The following is a 14,524-nucleotide window of genomic DNA, read 5'->3' on the forward strand; positions in this document are numbered from 1 at the left end:
GAAGGAGGTCAGTCGGTGTCTTCGAACGCCTCTGATTCCCTGCCCTTGTCCGGTTCCGGCCCGTCGGGCCCCGGATCGACCGGCACAGCTTCGACCGTCGTGCTCGACGCAGCCGACATCTCCCGCGCGCTGACGCGGATCACCCACGAGATCATCGAGAAGAACCGCGGTGCCTCGCAGGTCGTGGTCCTCGGCATCCCCACCCGCGGCGTCGAGCTGGGCCGCCGGGTCGCCGAGCGCATGAGCGAGGTCGACGGCCACCCCGTGCCGTACGGGTCCCTCGACATCACGATGTACCGCGACGACCTGCGGCTCAAGCCGGCCCGCGCCCTCGAGCGGACGGACATCCCCGTCGACCTCGACGACCGCATCGTCGTCCTCGTCGACGACGTGCTCTTCTCCGGACGGACGATCCGTGCCGCGCTGGACGCGCTCAACGACCTCGGGCGGCCTCGCGCCGTCCAGCTCGCCGTCCTGGTGGACCGAGGGCACCGCCAGCTGCCGATCCGGGCGGACTTCGTCGGCAAGAACCTCCCGACGTCCCTCGCCGAGCAGGTGAAGGTCACCGTCAGCGGTCACGACGAGCGCGACGAGGTCCGGATCGTGTCGGCCCCGAAGGTCGGACCAGGGGAGATCGCCTGATGCGACACCTCCTCTCCACCGGTGACCTGAGCCGCGACGACGCCGTCCTCCTCCTCGACACCGCCGAGGAGATGCTCAGCGTCGCGCAGCGCCCGATCAAGAAGCTCCCGACGCTGCGCGGGCAGACGGTCGTCAACCTCTTCTTCGAGGACTCGACCCGCACCCGCATCTCGTTCGAGGCAGCCGCCAAGCGGTTGAGCGCCGACGTGATCAACTTCGCCGCGAAGGGCTCCAGCGTGTCCAAGGGCGAGAGCCTCAAGGACACCGCGCTCACGCTGCAGGCGATGGGCGCCGACGCCGTAGTCATCCGCCACGGCGCCTCCGGTGCACCGGCCCGTCTCGCGCGCGCCGGCTGGATCGACTCGGCCATCCTCAACGCCGGTGACGGCTCGCACGAGCACCCCACCCAGGCGCTCCTCGACGCGTTCACGATGCGTCGCCACCTCGCTCCCAGCGGCGACCGGAGCCTCGAGGGCCGCCGCGTCGCGATCGTCGGCGACGTCCTGCACAGCCGCGTCGCGCGCTCCAACGCACTGCTGCTGGCGACCCTAGGCGCCGAGGTCACCCTCGTCGCCCCGCCGACCCTGATGCCGTACGGCGTGGGGTCGTGGCCGGTCGAGACCTCGTACGACCTCGACTCCGTCCTCGCGAAGTCCGACGCCGTCATGATGCTGCGCGTCCAGACCGAGCGGATGAACGCCGCGTTCTTCCCCAGTGCCCGTGAGTACAGCCGCCGCTACGGTCTCGACACCAAGCGCATGGCGAAGCTCCCGGACCACGCGATCGTCATGCACCCGGGCCCGATGAACCGCGGCATGGAGATCACCGCCGACGTCGCCGACTCGGTGCGCTCGGTGATCGTCGAGCAGGTCACGAACGGCGTCGCCGTACGCATGGCCGCGCTCTACCTGCTGCTGAGCGGCGCCCGCACCCCCGAGACAGCCGCTACCCACGACCTGACAGAAGGACTGGCATGACCGCCACAGTGATCCGCAACGCCTCTCTCCTGGGAGCCGACGTCGCGGACGTGCGCATCGTCGACGGAGTGATCGCCGAGATCGGCGCCGACCTTGACGTGTCCGACGCCGACGTGATCGACGCCGACGGCCTGATCGCCCTGCCCGGCCTCGTCGACCTCCACACCCACCTGCGTGAGCCCGGCCGCGAGGACGCCGAGACGGTCGAGTCCGGCACCCGGTCGGCGGCCGCCGGCGGCTTCACCCTGGTCCACGCCATGGCCAACACCGATCCGGTCGCGGACACCGCCGGGGTCGTCGAGCAGGTCTGGCGGCTCGGCCGCGAGCACGGCTTCTGCGACGTGGCCCCCGTCGGCGCGGTGACCGTCGGCCTGTCCGGCGACAAGCTGGCCGAGCTCGGTGCGATGGCCGACTCCGCCGCCCGCGTCCGGGTGTTCTCCGACGACGGCAAGTGCGTCTCGGACGCGGTGCTGATGAGGCGCGCCCTCGAGTACGTGAAGGCGTTCGACGGCGTGATCGCCCAGCACGCCCAGGAGCCGCGCCTCACCGAGGGCGCCCAGATGAACGAGGGCGAGCTCTCCGGCGTCCTCGGCCTGACCGGCTGGCCTGCCGTCGCCGAGGAGGCGATCATCGCCCGCGACGTCCTGCTCGCCGAGCACGTCGGCTCGCGGCTGCACGTCTGCCACCTGTCGACGCGTGGTTCCGTCGAGATCGTGCGGTGGGCGAAGTCCCGCGGCATCGACGTCACCGCCGAGGTCACTCCGCACCACCTGCTGCTGACCGACGAGCTCGCCACGACGTACGACCCGATCTACAAGGTCAACCCGCCGCTGCGGACGGCCGACGACGTCGCCGCGCTGCGCGAGGCGCTCGCCGAGGGCGTCATCGACATCGTCGCGACCGACCACGCCCCGCACCCCAGCGAGGACAAGGACTGCGAGTGGGCCGCGGCCGCTTTCGGCATGATCGGCCTCGAGACGGCGCTCTCGGTCGTCCAGCACACGATGGTCGATACCGGCCTGCTGGACTGGGCCGGCGTGGCCGACCGGATGTCGGCACGCCCCGCCGCTATCGGGCGGGTCGCCGCGCACGGGCGCCCGCTCGCGATCGGCGAGCCGGCGAACCTCGTCCTGTACGACCCCGCCGCACGCCGCGTCATCCGTCCCGAGGACGCCGTGTCGCGCTCCCGCAACACCCCGTACCGGGGGATCGAGCTGCCCGGCCGCGTCGTCGCGACCTTCCTGCGGGGTCGCGCGACCGTCCTGGACGGCACCGTCGTCGAGGAGGTGGCCGCATGAGCGCGGTCCCGAGCACCCGCCCGTCCCGCACGCCCGCGATCCTCGTCCTCGAGGACGGGCGCACGTTCCGCGGGGAGTCGTACGGCGCCCTCGGCGAGACCGTCGGCGAGGCGGTGTTCTCCACCGGCATGACCGGCTACCAGGAGACGCTGACCGACCCCTCGTACCGTCGCCAGGTCGTCGTGATGACCGCGCCGCACGTCGGCAACACCGGCGTGAACACCGAGGACCCCGAGTCCGGCCGGATCTGGGTCGCCGGCTACGTCGTCCGTGACCCGGCCCGGGTCGCGAGCAGCTGGCGGGCCACCCGCACCCTCGAGGAGGAGCTCTCCGAGCAGGGCGTCGTCGGCATCAGTGGCATCGACACCCGGGCGCTGACCCGCCACCTGCGTGAGCGGGGAGCGATGCGCGTCGGCATCAGCTCGGTGTCCGAGGACGCCGAGACCCTGCTCGCCACCGTCCAGGCGGCTCCGCAGATGAGCGGTGCCGACCTCGCGGGCGAGGTCACCACGGCCGAGCCGTACGTCGTGCCGGCGATCGGCGACAAGCAGCTGACGGTCGCCGCGGTCGACCTCGGCATCAAGTCGATGACCCCGCAGCGGATGGCCGAGCGGGGCATCGAGGTGCACGTGCTCCCGGCCGACGCCACGCTCGAGCAGGTCCACGCGACCGGTGCCGACGGCGTGTTCTTCTCCAACGGACCGGGCGACCCGGCGGCGACCACCGACGCGGTGGGACTGCTGCAGGAGGTGCTGCGCGACCGTACGCCGTTCTTCGGGATCTGCTTCGGCAACCAGATGCTCGGGCGAGCGCTCGGGCTGCAGACCTTCAAGCTCAAGTACGGCCACCGGGGCATCAACCAGCCCGTGATGGACCGCACGACCGGCAAGGTCGAGGTCACCGCGCACAACCACGGTTTCGCCGTCGAGTGGCCCACGGACCTCGACACCTCGGTCGCCACGCCGTACGGGAAGGCCTCGGTCAGCCACGTCTGCCTCAACGACGACGTGGTCGAGGGGCTCGAGGTGCGTGACGCCGACGGCGAGCTGCTCGCGTTCAGCGTCCAGTACCACCCCGAGGCGGCCGCCGGCCCGCACGACGCCGAGTACCTCTTCGACCGCTTCGCCGATCTCATGCACGCGAGACGGAACCCTGGCTCCGACGCAGAAGGGACGGCGCTCTGATGGCCCGCCGCGACGACATCTCCTCCGTGCTGGTCATCGGGTCCGGCCCGATCGTGATCGGCCAGGCCTGCGAGTTCGACTACTCGGGCACCCAGGCGTGCCGCGTCCTGCGCGACGAGGGCCTGCGGGTGGTGCTGGTGAACTCCAACCCGGCCACGATCATGACCGACCCGGAGTTCGCCGACGCCACGTACGTCGAGCCGATCACGCCCGAGTTCGTCGAGCGCGTGATCGCGCGGGAGCGGCCCGACGCGCTGCTCGCCACGCTCGGCGGCCAGACCGCCCTGAACACCGCGATGGCGCTCGACGCCGCGGGCGTGCTCGAGAAGTACGGCGTCGAGCTGATCGGCGCGTCGGTCGAGGCGATCGAGAAGGGCGAGAACCGCGAGTCGTTCAAGGCGATCGTCGAGAAGCTCCCCGAGGAGTGGGGCGCGGAGGTCGCGCGCTCGGCCATCTGCCACTCGATGCGCGACTGCCTCGAGGCCGTCGGCGACCTCGGCTACCCGGTCGTGGTTCGTCCCTCGTACACGATGGGCGGCGTCGGCTCCGGCATCGCCCGCGACGAGACCGAGCTCCACCGCATCGCCGGCGCCGGCCTCGCCGCCAGCCCGACCACCGAGGTGCTCCTGGAGGAGTCGATCCTCGGCTGGAAGGAGTACGAGCTGGAGGTGATGCGCGACAAGGCCGACAACGTCGTCATCGTCTGCTCGATCGAGAACCTCGACCCCATGGGCGTCCACACCGGCGACTCGATCACGGTCGCACCGGCGATGACCCTCACCGACCGCGAGTACCAGCGCCTGCGCGACATCGCGATCGGCGTGATCCGTGAGGTCGGCGTCGACACCGGCGGGTGCAACATCCAGTTCGCGGTCGATCCGACCGACGGCCGCATCATCGTGATCGAGATGAACCCGCGGGTGTCGCGCTCGAGCGCCCTCGCCTCGAAGGCGACGGGCTTCCCGATCGCCAAGATCGCCGCGAAGCTCGCGATCGGCTACACGCTCGACGAGATCCCCAACGACATCACCCGGGAGACGCCGGCGAGCTTCGAGCCGACGCTCGACTACGTCGTGGTGAAGGTCCCGCGCTTCGCGTTCGAGAAGTTCCCGTCCGCCGACCAGCGCCTGACCACGCACATGAAGTCGGTCGGCGAGGCGATGGCGATCGGCCGCAACTTCACCGAGGCCCTCCAGAAGGCGCTGCGCTCGCTCGAGCGACCCAACGCCGCCTTCGACTGGCACCGCGAGTGGGTCGACCTCGACAAGGACGCCCTCCTGGCCGAGATCGCCGTCCCGCACGACGGACGCCTCAAGAAGGTCATGGACGCGATGCGCGCCGGGGCGAGCCTCGAGGAGCTGTTCGACGCGACCAAGATCGACCCGTGGTTCCTCGACCAGCTCGCGCTGATCAACGAGATCGCCGCCGAGGTCACCGCCGCCGACGAGCTCACGCCGGGGCTGCTGCGCAAGGCGAAGCGTCACGGCTTCTCGGACGAGCAGCTCGGCAAGATCCGGGGGATGAGCGCCGACGTCGTCCGCGGCGTCCGCCACGCCCTCGGCATCCGCCCCGTCTACAAGACGGTCGACACCTGCGCGGCGGAGTTCGCGGCGCGCACCCCGTACCACTACTCCTCGTACGACGAGGAGACCGAGGTCGAGCCGCGCGAGCGCCCGGCGGTGCTGATCCTCGGCTCCGGTCCGAACCGGATCGGACAGGGCATCGAGTTCGACTACTCGTGCGTGCACGCCTCGCTCGCACTGTCCGAGGCCGGCTACGAGACCGTGATGGTCAACTGCAACCCCGAGACCGTCTCGACCGACTACGACACCTCCGACCGCCTCTACTTCGAGCCGCTGACGCTCGAGGACGTGCTCGAGGTCATCCACGCCGAACGGCAGGCCGGCCCCGTGGTGGGGGTCGTCGTCCAGCTCGGCGGCCAGACGCCGCTCGGCCTCGCCGCGGCGCTGGAGCGCGAAGGCGTGCCCATCGTCGGCACGTCGCCCGCCGCGATCGACCTCGCCGAGCACCGGGGCGCCTTCGGACGGGTGCTCGCCGACGCGAACCTCCCCGCGCCCAAGCACGGCACGGCCACGTCGTTCCCGGGCGCCAAGAAGGTCGCCGACGAGATCGGCTACCCCGTCCTGGTGCGTCCCTCGTACGTCCTGGGCGGGCGCGGCATGGAGATCGTGTACGACGAGGGAGCCTTGGCCGACTACATCGAGCGGGCGACCGAGATCTCGCCCGAGCACCCGGTGCTGGTCGACCGGTTCCTCGACGACGCGGTGGAGATCGACGTCGACGCGCTGTTCGACGGCACCGACCTCTATCTCGGTGGCGTCATGGAGCACATCGAGGAGGCGGGGATCCACTCCGGCGACTCCTCGTGCGCGCTTCCGCCGATCACGCTCGGCGCCGAGGACCTCGCGAAGATCCGCGTCTCGACGCGGGCCATCGCCGAGGGGGTCGGGGTCCGCGGGCTGATCAACATCCAGTTCGCGCTGAGCTCGGACGTGCTCTACGTCCTCGAGGCCAACCCGCGTGCGTCGCGGACGGTCCCGTTCGTGTCCAAGGCGACGGGTGTCCCGCTCGCCAAGGCCGCCGCACGCCTGATGCTCGGCGAGTCGATCGCCGAGCTGCGCGCCGCCGGCGTCCTCCCCGCGGAGGGTGACGGGGCCGACCTGGGCCCGGACGCGCCGAGCGCCGTCAAGGAGGCCGTGATGCCGTTCAACCGGTTCCGGACCCTCGAGGGCAAGACGGTCGACACGCTGCTCGGCCCCGAGATGCGCTCGACCGGTGAGGTCATGGGCATCGACGCCCTGTTCGGCACCGCGTTCGCGAAGGCGCAGGCCGGCGCCCAGGAGGGCCTGCCGACGTCGGGCAAGGTGTTCGTGTCGGTCGCCAACCGGGACAAGCGCCACATGATCTTCCCGATCAAGCGTCTGGCCGACCTCGGGTTCGAGATCGTCGCGACGTCCGGCACCGCCGAGGTGCTGCGCCGCAACGGCGTGACGGCGACGGTGGTGCGCAAGCTCAGCGAGTCGGCGGCCGGCGGTCGCGAGCTGATCGAGATGATCTCGACCGGCGAGGTGCGGCTGGTCGTCAACACGCCGCACGGATCCACCTCCGGCGGCAGCCCGCGCGTCGACGGGTACGAGATCCGTACGGCCGCGATCAGCGCCGGGGTCCCGTGCATCACCACCGTGCAAGGCCTCGCCGCAGCGGTTCAAGGGATCGAGGCGGCCCGCGAGGGCGGCGTTGGCGTCCGCTCGCTCCAGGAGTGGGCCGCCGACGTACGGATGGGAGGCGGCGCGTGAGCGCGACGCAGGCACCCGGGACGGTCGTCTCGCGTACGCCGGTCGGCGACTACCACCACCTGGTGATCGCCGCCGAGGGCATCGCCACCCACACGCGACCCGGCCACTTCGTGGCGCTGGCGATCGGCGGCGTGGACAGCGGCATGCTGCTGCGCCGGGCGTTCTCCATCTACCGCACGTCCACCACCGGGCGGCACGGCGAGACGGTCGAGATCGTGTTCGCCGCGCACGGCAAGGGCACCCGCTGGATGGCCGACCTCGCGCCGGGCGACCCGATCGACGTGGTCGGTCCTGTCGGACGTCCGTTCGCGCTGCCGAAGGAACCCGTCTCCTGCGTGCTCGTCGGCGGTGGCTACGGCTCGGCCCCGATGTTCTCGCTGGCGACCGCCCTGCGTGACCGCGGGTGCGCCGCCCACCTCGTGCTGGGGGCCGCCACCACACCGCGGCTGTTCGGGCTGCTCGACGCGAACAAGGTCGGGTCCAGCGTCCACGTGACCACCGAGGACGGATCGACGGGCACGCGAGGTCGCGTCACCGACGTGCTCGGCGACCTCGTCGACACCACCGACGCCGCGGTCGTCTACGCCTGCGGCCCGATGGGCATGCTGCGCGCCGTGGCCGACGTCGCCGAGGACAACGGCGCCTGGAGCCAGTGCGCGGTCGAGGAGTCGATGGCCTGCGGGATCGGGGTCTGCATGACCTGCGTCCTGCCGGTCGAAGGAGAGGACGGGATCGTCCGGATGGTGCGCAGCTGTGTCGACGGCCCGGTGTTCCGCGGTGACCGCGTGCGGTGGGACGCCGTCGGCACCATCCCGCCCGGCACGCTGGGAGGCCCGCGATGAGCACTGCAGCCGCCGACTTCGGAGGCCCGATCTCACCTGCCGAGGTCGACCTGTCCGTCGACCTGTGCGGCGTCACCCTCCCCAACCCGGTGATGACAGCGTCGGGGTGCGCGGCCGCCGGGCGCGAGCTCGACCAGTTCTTCGACGTCGCCGAGCTCGGCGCGATCGTCACGAAATCGATCATGCTCAACCCCCGCTCGGGGCGGCCGACCCCGCGCATGGCGGAGACCCCCTCCGGGATGCTCAACTCGATCGGCCTCCAGGGGCCCGGCATCGACGCGTTCCTCGCGCGGGACCTCCCGTGGCTCGTGCAGCGCGGTGCCCGTGCGGTCGTCTCCATCGCGGGGGACAAGCCGGCCGACTACGTCGAGCTGGCCCGCCGCGTCGGTCAAGCGCCCGGGGTCGCGGCGATCGAGGTCAACATCTCGTGCCCGAACGTCGAGAACCGCGGCCTGGTGTTCGCCTGCGACCCCGAGTCGTCGTACCGCGTGATCGAGGAGTGCCGCCCGCACATCCCCGACGGCATCCCGGTCTTCGCGAAGCTGACGCCCGACGTCACCGACATCGCCGCGATCGCCGGTGCGGTCTCCGACGCCGGCGCCGATGGCGTGACCGTCATCAACACGCTCCTCGGGCTCGCCATGGACCCCGACACCCTGCGCCCCCGTCTCGGCGGCGTCACCGGTGGCCTCAGCGGCCCGGCGGTGCGGCCGGTCGCCGTCCGCGCGGTCTGGCAGATCCGCAAGGCGATGCCGGACCTGCCGATCCTCGGCGTCGGCGGCATCCGGACGGGCTTCGACGCGCTCGAGTTCATCCTGGCCGGCGCGGACGCCGTGCAGGTCGGGACCGTCATCTTCAACGACCCGGGCGCGCCGATGCGCGTCGTTCGCGAGCTCTGCGACGAGCTCGCCGTACGCGGCATCCGGTCGCTCGACGCCGTCAGGAACGCAGCACATGGCTGAAGGAGCACACGTGGCACCATTCGGAGAACGCCTCAGCGCGGCGGTCAGCACCTACGGCCCGCTGTGCGCCGGCATCGACCCGCACGCCTCGCTGCTGGCGGACTGGGGCCTGACCGACGACGCCGCGGGTCTCGCGACCTTCGCGTCGACCGTCATCGAGGCGCTCGCCGGTGAGGTCGCCGTGGTCAAGCCGCAGTCGGCGTTCTTCGAGCGCCACGGCGCCGCCGGCGTCGCGGTCCTCGAGCGCACGATCCAGGACGCGCGCGCCGCGGGGCTGCTGGTGCTGCTCGACGTCAAGCGCGGCGACATCGGCTCGACCGCGGCCGCGTACGCCGACGCCTACCTCGACGCGGCCTCGCCGATGCAGGTCGACGCGGTGACCGTCAGCCCCTACCTCGGCTTCGGCTCCCTCGACCCGTTCCTGACCGCGGCCGAGCGCAACGGGGGAGGGGTCTTCGTCCTCGCCCTCACCTCCAACCCCGAGGGCCCGGAGGTCCAGCACGCCCGGATCGGCGAGCGGACGGTCGCGGGCGCCATGCTCGACCACCTGCGCGAGCGGAACGCGGGCGCGACGCCGCAGGGGTCGTACGGCGCCGTCGTCGGGGCCACGGTGGGGGAGCTGACCGAGGACGTCGCGATCAACGGGCCGTTGCTGATCCCGGGACTCGGCGCCCAGGGCGGTACGGTCGCCGACCTGCGCCGTCTCTTCGGACCGGTCTGGGACCACGTCCTGCCGGCCAGCTCCCGGGGCATCCTGTCCGCTGGGCCGGACGTCTCAGCGCTGCGCAAGGCCGTCCGCGCGGTGCGCGACGAGCTCGGCTGACGGACACCCGTGGCTCGTTGAGCCGGCACCCCGCTAGGGTGGCAACCGCCGTGCGGCGACGTCCCTTGACCCGGTCGCTGTGCTGGTCTCCGCGGACGCGGACTCCGACGACCACACCTGGCCGCCCCGCGGCCGCACACCAAGGAGCACCACCCATGCGCCGATTCACGTTCGCCCTGGCGAGCGCCACGCTCGCCGTCGCCACGCTCGCCGCCTGCGGAGGCGGCGACAGCGACGAGGCCTACTGCGACGCCGTCGACGCAGCCGGCAAGAAGCTGAACGACGTCGCCGCCGCCGACGACCTCGGCGATGCCATCGACAGCCTCAAGAAGGTTCGCGACGAGGCGTCGGGCGAGACCAAGGAGAACTGGGACACCCTGGTCAGCTCGATCGAGACCCTCCAGGGCGGCGACACGAGCGCCGCCGAGGACCTCGACCAGGACAAGATCCGCGAGGCCAGCGACCAGATCGTCAAGCAGGTCAAGGACACCTGCGACATCGACCTCGAAGAGCTCAACTGAGCCACGCTCGACCGAGACCGCGGCCGGCGGTCCTCCCGGGTCTCCCGGGAAGACCGTCGGTCGGCGTCGGTCCTCCGACCCTCTGCGCGCTGATCCCGCGCTCGCCGACTAGGCTGTCGGCGGCTCGCGAACGCCGCGGCGACCTCTGGTTGCCGCCGTGCGGACGCCCTCGCTAAGTTCACTGCATCGAACCGACCCGTACGAGGTGACCCACGTTGGCTCTTCCTCCGCTCACCCCTGAACAGCGCCAGGCCGCGCTGGAGAAGGCTGCGGCCGCGCGCCGGGAGCGCGCTGAGATCAAGAACCGCCTGAAGCGCTCCGGTGCTTCCCTGTCGGAGGTTCTCGAGGAGGGCCAGACCAATGACGTCGTCGGCAAGATGAAGGTCTACGACCTCCTCCAGGCGATGCCGGGGCTCGGCAAGATCCGCGCCCGCCAGCTGATGGAGCGCATCGGCATCGCCGAGTCGCGGCGCGTCCGCGGCCTCGGGGTCAAGCAGATCGCGGCGTTGGAGCACGAGTTCGCCAACCGTGGCTGACGCCATGACACCCGCGGACGGTCCGGCGCCACGCCGGCTCGTCGTCCTCGCCGGCCCGACCGCGGTCGGCAAGGGCACGGTCGCCGCAGGAGTGCGGGCCGAGCACCCCGACATCTGGATCTCGGTGTCGGCGACGACACGCCCGCCGCGTCCGGGAGAGGTGGACGGCGTCCACTACCACTTCGTGTCGCCGGAGGAGTTCGACCGGCTGGTCGCCGAGGGGCAGATGCTCGAGTGGGCGGTCGTGCACGGCAGCAACCGCTACGGGACGCCGCGGCAGCCCGTCGTCGACCACCTGAACGCCGGCATCCCCGCCCTCCTGGAGATCGACCTCCAGGGCGCCCGCCAGGTGCGGGAGGCGATGCCCGAGGCCCTGTTCGTCTTCCTGAAGCCGCCGTCGTGGGACGAGCTCGTCAGCCGGCTGGTCGGTCGCGGGACGGAGGACGAGGCCGAGCGTGCCCGCCGGCTCGCCACCGCGGAGGTCGAGCTGGCGGCCGAGGACGAGTTCGACGTCACCATCGTGAACGCCGAGGTCCGTCAGGCGTGTCACGAGTTGGTAGCATTGATCGAGAATCCCCCGGACGTCGTCCGGGGCACACCCACCACTCTCTTGTGAGGCCACCACGTGTCCGGCACCCAGGCTGCCCCTGAAGGCATCACCTACCCGCCCATCGACGACCTGCTCAGCAAGGTCGGCTCGAAGTACGAGCTCGTCCTGGTGAGCGCCAAGCGCGCCCGCCAGATCAACGCGTACTACGCCCAGCTCGGCGAGGGCCTGCTCGAGTACGTCGGTCCTCTCCTCGACACCCACGTCCAGGAGAAGCCCCTCTCGATCGCTCTCCGCGAGATCGACGGCGGTCTGCTCCAGACCGAGGCCGAGCCCGCCACCGAGGGCCAGGACACCGAGCAGGCCTGACCTGACGACAGTCTGCAGCCGATGAGCACGGTCGTCCTGGGCGTAGGCGGAGGCATCGCCGCCTACAAGGCCGCGGAGGTCCTGCGCCGCTTCAGCGAGTCCGGCCACCGCGTGCGCGTGGTCCCGACCGCGGCGGCGCTCAAGTTCGTCGGCGCGCCGACGTGGGAGGCGCTGTCCGGCCAGCCGGTCAGCACGGACGTGTTCACAGCGGTGCCGGAGGTGCCGCACGTCGCGATCGGGCAGAGCGCCGACCTCGTCGTCGTCGCCCCGGCCACCGCCGACCTCCTGGCGAAGGCGGCTCACGGCCTCGCCGACGACCTGCTCACCAACACGCTGCTCACCGCTCGCTGTCCCGTCGTGATGGCACCGGCGATGCACACCGAGATGTGGGAGCACCCTGCGACCCAGGCCAACGTCGCGACGTTGCGGTCGCGGGGTGTCGTCGTACTCGAGCCGGCTGTCGGCCGGCTGACCGGCAAGGACACGGGCAAGGGACGCCTCCCTGAGCCGGCCGACATCGTCGAGGCCGCGCTCACCGTCCTCGAGCGCGGTGAGGCCCGCACCGCCGATCTATCGGGCCTGCGGGTCCTCGTCAGCGCAGGCGGCACCCGTGAGTACCTCGACCCGGTCCGCTACCTCGGCAACCGCTCGTCCGGACGCCAGGGTGTCGCGATCGCGCAGGCCGCCGCGTCCCGTGGCGCCAAGGTGACGCTCGTCGCCGCCAACATCGCCGTACCCGTCCCTGCAGGAGTGGACGTCGTGCGTGTGGAGACCACCGCCGAGCTGTACGACGCCATGCTCGAGCGCAGCGGTGCCTCCGACGCCGTGGTCATGGCCGCCGCTCCCGCCGACTTCCGGCCGGCGACGGTGGCGACCGCGAAGATCAAGAAGGACGACGCCGGGACCGTTCCGGACATCACGCTCGTCCAGAACCCGGACATCCTCCGGGCGCTGGTCGACGAACGTCAGGACCGCCGTTCGCCGCTGATCGTCGGGTTCGCGGCCGAGACCGGCGACGACACCGCGAGCGTCCTGGACCACGCGCGAGCCAAGCTCGCGCGCAAGGGCTGCGACCTCCTCGTGGTCAACGACGTCAGCGGCGGCAAGGCGTTCGACCGGCCCGAGAACGAGGTCGTCGTCCTTGGTGACGACGGGACGGCGACCCACGTCCCGCTCGGCGCCAAGCTCACCATCGCGCACGCGATCTGGGATTCGATCGCTCAGCGTGTGGACAAGGCCTGATCCGTAGCCCCTCGGGTATAGCCTGGGGCGTCAACTCTTTCGGCAGCTGAAAGGACACCCAGTGAGCCGCCTGTTCACCTCCGAGTCCGTGACCGAAGGTCACCCGGACAAGATCGCCGACCAGATCAGCGACAGCGTGCTCGACGCGCTCCTCGCCGAGGACCCGCAGTCCCGCGTGGCCTGCGAGACCTTCGTGACGACGGGACTCGTTCTCGTCGGCGGCGAGGTGACCACGAAGACCTACGCTCCCATCGCACGCATCGCCCGTGACCGGATCCTCGAGATCGGCTACGACTCGTCGACCAAGGGGTTCGACGGCGAGTCGTGCGGCGTGCAGGTGACCATCGGTCAGCAGTCGCCCGACATCGCGCAGGGCGTGGACGCCGCCTACGAGGAGCGTGCCGAGGGTTCCGGTGACCCGCTCGACGGCCAGGGTGCCGGCGACCAGGGCCTGATGTTCGGCTTCGCGTGCGACGAGACGCCCGAGCTGATGCCGCTGCCGATCACGGTCGCGCACCGCCTCGCCGAGCGCCTCACGGCGGTGCGCAAGGACGGCACCGTCCCCTACCTGCGCCCCGACGGCAAGACCCAGGTCACCATCGAGTACGACGACAACGACGTGCCGGTCCGCATCGACACCGTCGTGGTGTCCACCCAGCACGCCGCCGACATCGACCTCGAGGCGATGCTCGCTCCCGACATCAAGAAGCACGTCGTCGACACGGTCCTCGACGGCTTCGCGATCGACCACTCCGACTACCGGCTGCTGGTCAACCCGACCGGCAAGTTCGAGATCGGCGGCCCGATGGGCGACGCCGGCCTGACCGGTCGCAAGATCATCGTCGACACCTACGGCGGCTACGCCCGCCACGGCGGCGGCGCGTTCTCCGGCAAGGACCCGAGCAAGGTCGACCGCTCCGCCGCGTACGCGATGCGGTGGGTCGCCAAGAACATCGTCGCCGCAGGCCTCGCCCGCAAGGTCGAGGTCCAGGTCGCCTACGCGATCGGCAAGGCCCACCCGGTCGGGTTCTACCTCGACACCTTCGGCACCGAGACGGTTCCCGTCGAGCAGATCCGCAAGGCCGTGCTCGAGGTCTTCGACCTCCGCCCCGCCGCGATCGTGCGAGACCTCGATCTCAAGCGCCCGATCTACGCGAAGACTGCCGCGTACGGTCACTTCGGTCGCGAGCTCCCGGAGTTCACCTGGGAGGCCACCGACCGCGCCGACGTGCTTCGTGCGGCTGCAGGGGCCTGATCCGACCCC

14 protein-coding genes are annotated in these 14,524 nt (G+C 71.3%); all 14 read left to right on the forward strand.

Annotated features, from left to right (window positions below; genetic code table 11):
* Positions 1 to 39: 39 nt before the first annotated feature.
* Complete coding sequence (gene pyrR, locus AB3M34_RS10225) at positions 40 to 642, forward strand: bifunctional pyr operon transcriptional regulator/uracil phosphoribosyltransferase PyrR (protein WP_370619992.1); 603 nt, start codon at positions 40 to 42, stop codon at positions 640 to 642.
* Positions 642 to 1,619, forward strand: a complete 978-nt coding sequence (locus AB3M34_RS10230; RefSeq protein WP_370619576.1) for an aspartate carbamoyltransferase catalytic subunit — start codon at positions 642 to 644, stop codon at positions 1,617 to 1,619. The genes pyrR and AB3M34_RS10230 overlap by 1 nt, the downstream gene beginning before the upstream one ends.
* Positions 1,616 to 2,917: a dihydroorotase gene (locus tag AB3M34_RS10235; protein ID WP_370619578.1), complete on the forward strand. Its 1,302-nt coding sequence runs from the start codon at positions 1,616 to 1,618 to the stop codon at positions 2,915 to 2,917. The genes AB3M34_RS10230 and AB3M34_RS10235 overlap by 4 nt, the downstream gene beginning before the upstream one ends.
* Positions 2,914 to 4,101 carry a glutamine-hydrolyzing carbamoyl-phosphate synthase small subunit gene (carA, locus tag AB3M34_RS10240; RefSeq protein WP_370619580.1) on the forward strand — a complete coding sequence of 396 codons (1,188 nt, stop codon included), beginning with the start codon at positions 2,914 to 2,916 and terminating at the stop codon, positions 4,099 to 4,101. Before AB3M34_RS10235 ends, carA begins: the two co-directional genes overlap by 4 nt.
* Positions 4,101 to 7,418, forward strand: a complete 3,318-nt coding sequence (carB, locus tag AB3M34_RS10245; protein ID WP_370619582.1) for a carbamoyl-phosphate synthase large subunit — start codon at positions 4,101 to 4,103, stop codon at positions 7,416 to 7,418. Before carA ends, carB begins: the two co-directional genes overlap by 1 nt.
* A complete protein-coding gene (locus tag AB3M34_RS10250; RefSeq protein WP_370619584.1) occupies positions 7,415 to 8,260 on the forward strand; it encodes a dihydroorotate dehydrogenase electron transfer subunit in 846 nt (281 codons plus the stop codon). Before carB ends, AB3M34_RS10250 begins: the two co-directional genes overlap by 4 nt.
* Positions 8,257 to 9,222, forward strand: a complete 966-nt coding sequence (locus AB3M34_RS10255) for a dihydroorotate dehydrogenase (protein ID WP_370619585.1) — start codon at positions 8,257 to 8,259, stop codon at positions 9,220 to 9,222. Before AB3M34_RS10250 ends, AB3M34_RS10255 begins: the two co-directional genes overlap by 4 nt.
* A gap of 10 nt (positions 9,223 to 9,232) precedes the next feature.
* The gene (pyrF, locus tag AB3M34_RS10260) at positions 9,233 to 10,045 is read left to right on the forward strand and encodes an orotidine-5'-phosphate decarboxylase (RefSeq protein WP_370619586.1); all 813 of its coding nucleotides are present in this window, start codon (positions 9,233 to 9,235) and stop codon (positions 10,043 to 10,045) included.
* A gap of 155 nt (positions 10,046 to 10,200) precedes the next feature.
* Positions 10,201 to 10,566: a hypothetical protein gene (locus tag AB3M34_RS10265; RefSeq protein WP_370619588.1), complete on the forward strand. Its 366-nt coding sequence runs from the start codon at positions 10,201 to 10,203 to the stop codon at positions 10,564 to 10,566.
* Positions 10,567 to 10,781: 215 nt separating this feature from the next.
* Positions 10,782 to 11,102: an integration host factor, actinobacterial type gene (gene mihF, locus AB3M34_RS10270; RefSeq protein WP_370619590.1), complete on the forward strand. Its 321-nt coding sequence runs from the start codon at positions 10,782 to 10,784 to the stop codon at positions 11,100 to 11,102.
* Positions 11,103 to 11,106: 4 nt separating this feature from the next.
* Positions 11,107 to 11,718, forward strand: a complete 612-nt coding sequence (gene gmk / locus AB3M34_RS10275; RefSeq protein ID WP_370619591.1) for a guanylate kinase — start codon at positions 11,107 to 11,109, stop codon at positions 11,716 to 11,718.
* A gap of 9 nt (positions 11,719 to 11,727) precedes the next feature.
* Positions 11,728 to 12,018 (forward strand): DNA-directed RNA polymerase subunit omega, encoded by a 291-nt coding sequence (gene rpoZ / locus AB3M34_RS10280; RefSeq protein ID WP_370619593.1) that lies wholly within the window; start codon positions 11,728 to 11,730, stop codon positions 12,016 to 12,018.
* A 21-nt stretch (positions 12,019 to 12,039) separates the two neighbouring features.
* Positions 12,040 to 13,260: a bifunctional phosphopantothenoylcysteine decarboxylase/phosphopantothenate--cysteine ligase CoaBC gene (gene coaBC / locus AB3M34_RS10285; RefSeq protein WP_370619594.1), complete on the forward strand. Its 1,221-nt coding sequence runs from the start codon at positions 12,040 to 12,042 to the stop codon at positions 13,258 to 13,260.
* Between the two features lie 61 nt (positions 13,261 to 13,321).
* A complete protein-coding gene (gene metK, locus AB3M34_RS10290; RefSeq protein WP_370619596.1) occupies positions 13,322 to 14,515 on the forward strand; it encodes a methionine adenosyltransferase in 1,194 nt (397 codons plus the stop codon).
* The last annotated feature ends 9 nt before the right edge of the window (positions 14,516 to 14,524 follow it).

Source organism: Mumia sp. Pv4-285, from assembly GCF_041320275.1.
Taxonomy (GTDB): domain Bacteria; phylum Actinomycetota; class Actinomycetes; order Propionibacteriales; family Nocardioidaceae; genus Mumia; species Mumia qirimensis.

Coding starts and splice junctions, on each gene's coding strand:
- carA (WP_370619580.1), top strand. CDS start 2,914: ATGAGCGCGGTCCCGAGCACCCGCCCGTCCCGCACGCCCGCGATCCTC.
- coaBC (WP_370619594.1), top strand. CDS start 12,040: ATGAGCACGGTCGTCCTGGGCGTAGGCGGAGGCATCGCCGCCTACAAG.
- carB (WP_370619582.1), top strand. CDS start 4,101: ATGGCCCGCCGCGACGACATCTCCTCCGTGCTGGTCATCGGGTCCGGC.
- gmk (WP_370619591.1), top strand. CDS start 11,107: ATGACACCCGCGGACGGTCCGGCGCCACGCCGGCTCGTCGTCCTCGCC.
- AB3M34_RS10230 (WP_370619576.1), top strand. CDS start 642: ATGCGACACCTCCTCTCCACCGGTGACCTGAGCCGCGACGACGCCGTC.
- AB3M34_RS10255 (WP_370619585.1), top strand. CDS start 8,257: ATGAGCACTGCAGCCGCCGACTTCGGAGGCCCGATCTCACCTGCCGAG.
- AB3M34_RS10235 (WP_370619578.1), top strand. CDS start 1,616: ATGACCGCCACAGTGATCCGCAACGCCTCTCTCCTGGGAGCCGACGTC.
- AB3M34_RS10265 (WP_370619588.1), top strand. CDS start 10,201: ATGCGCCGATTCACGTTCGCCCTGGCGAGCGCCACGCTCGCCGTCGCC.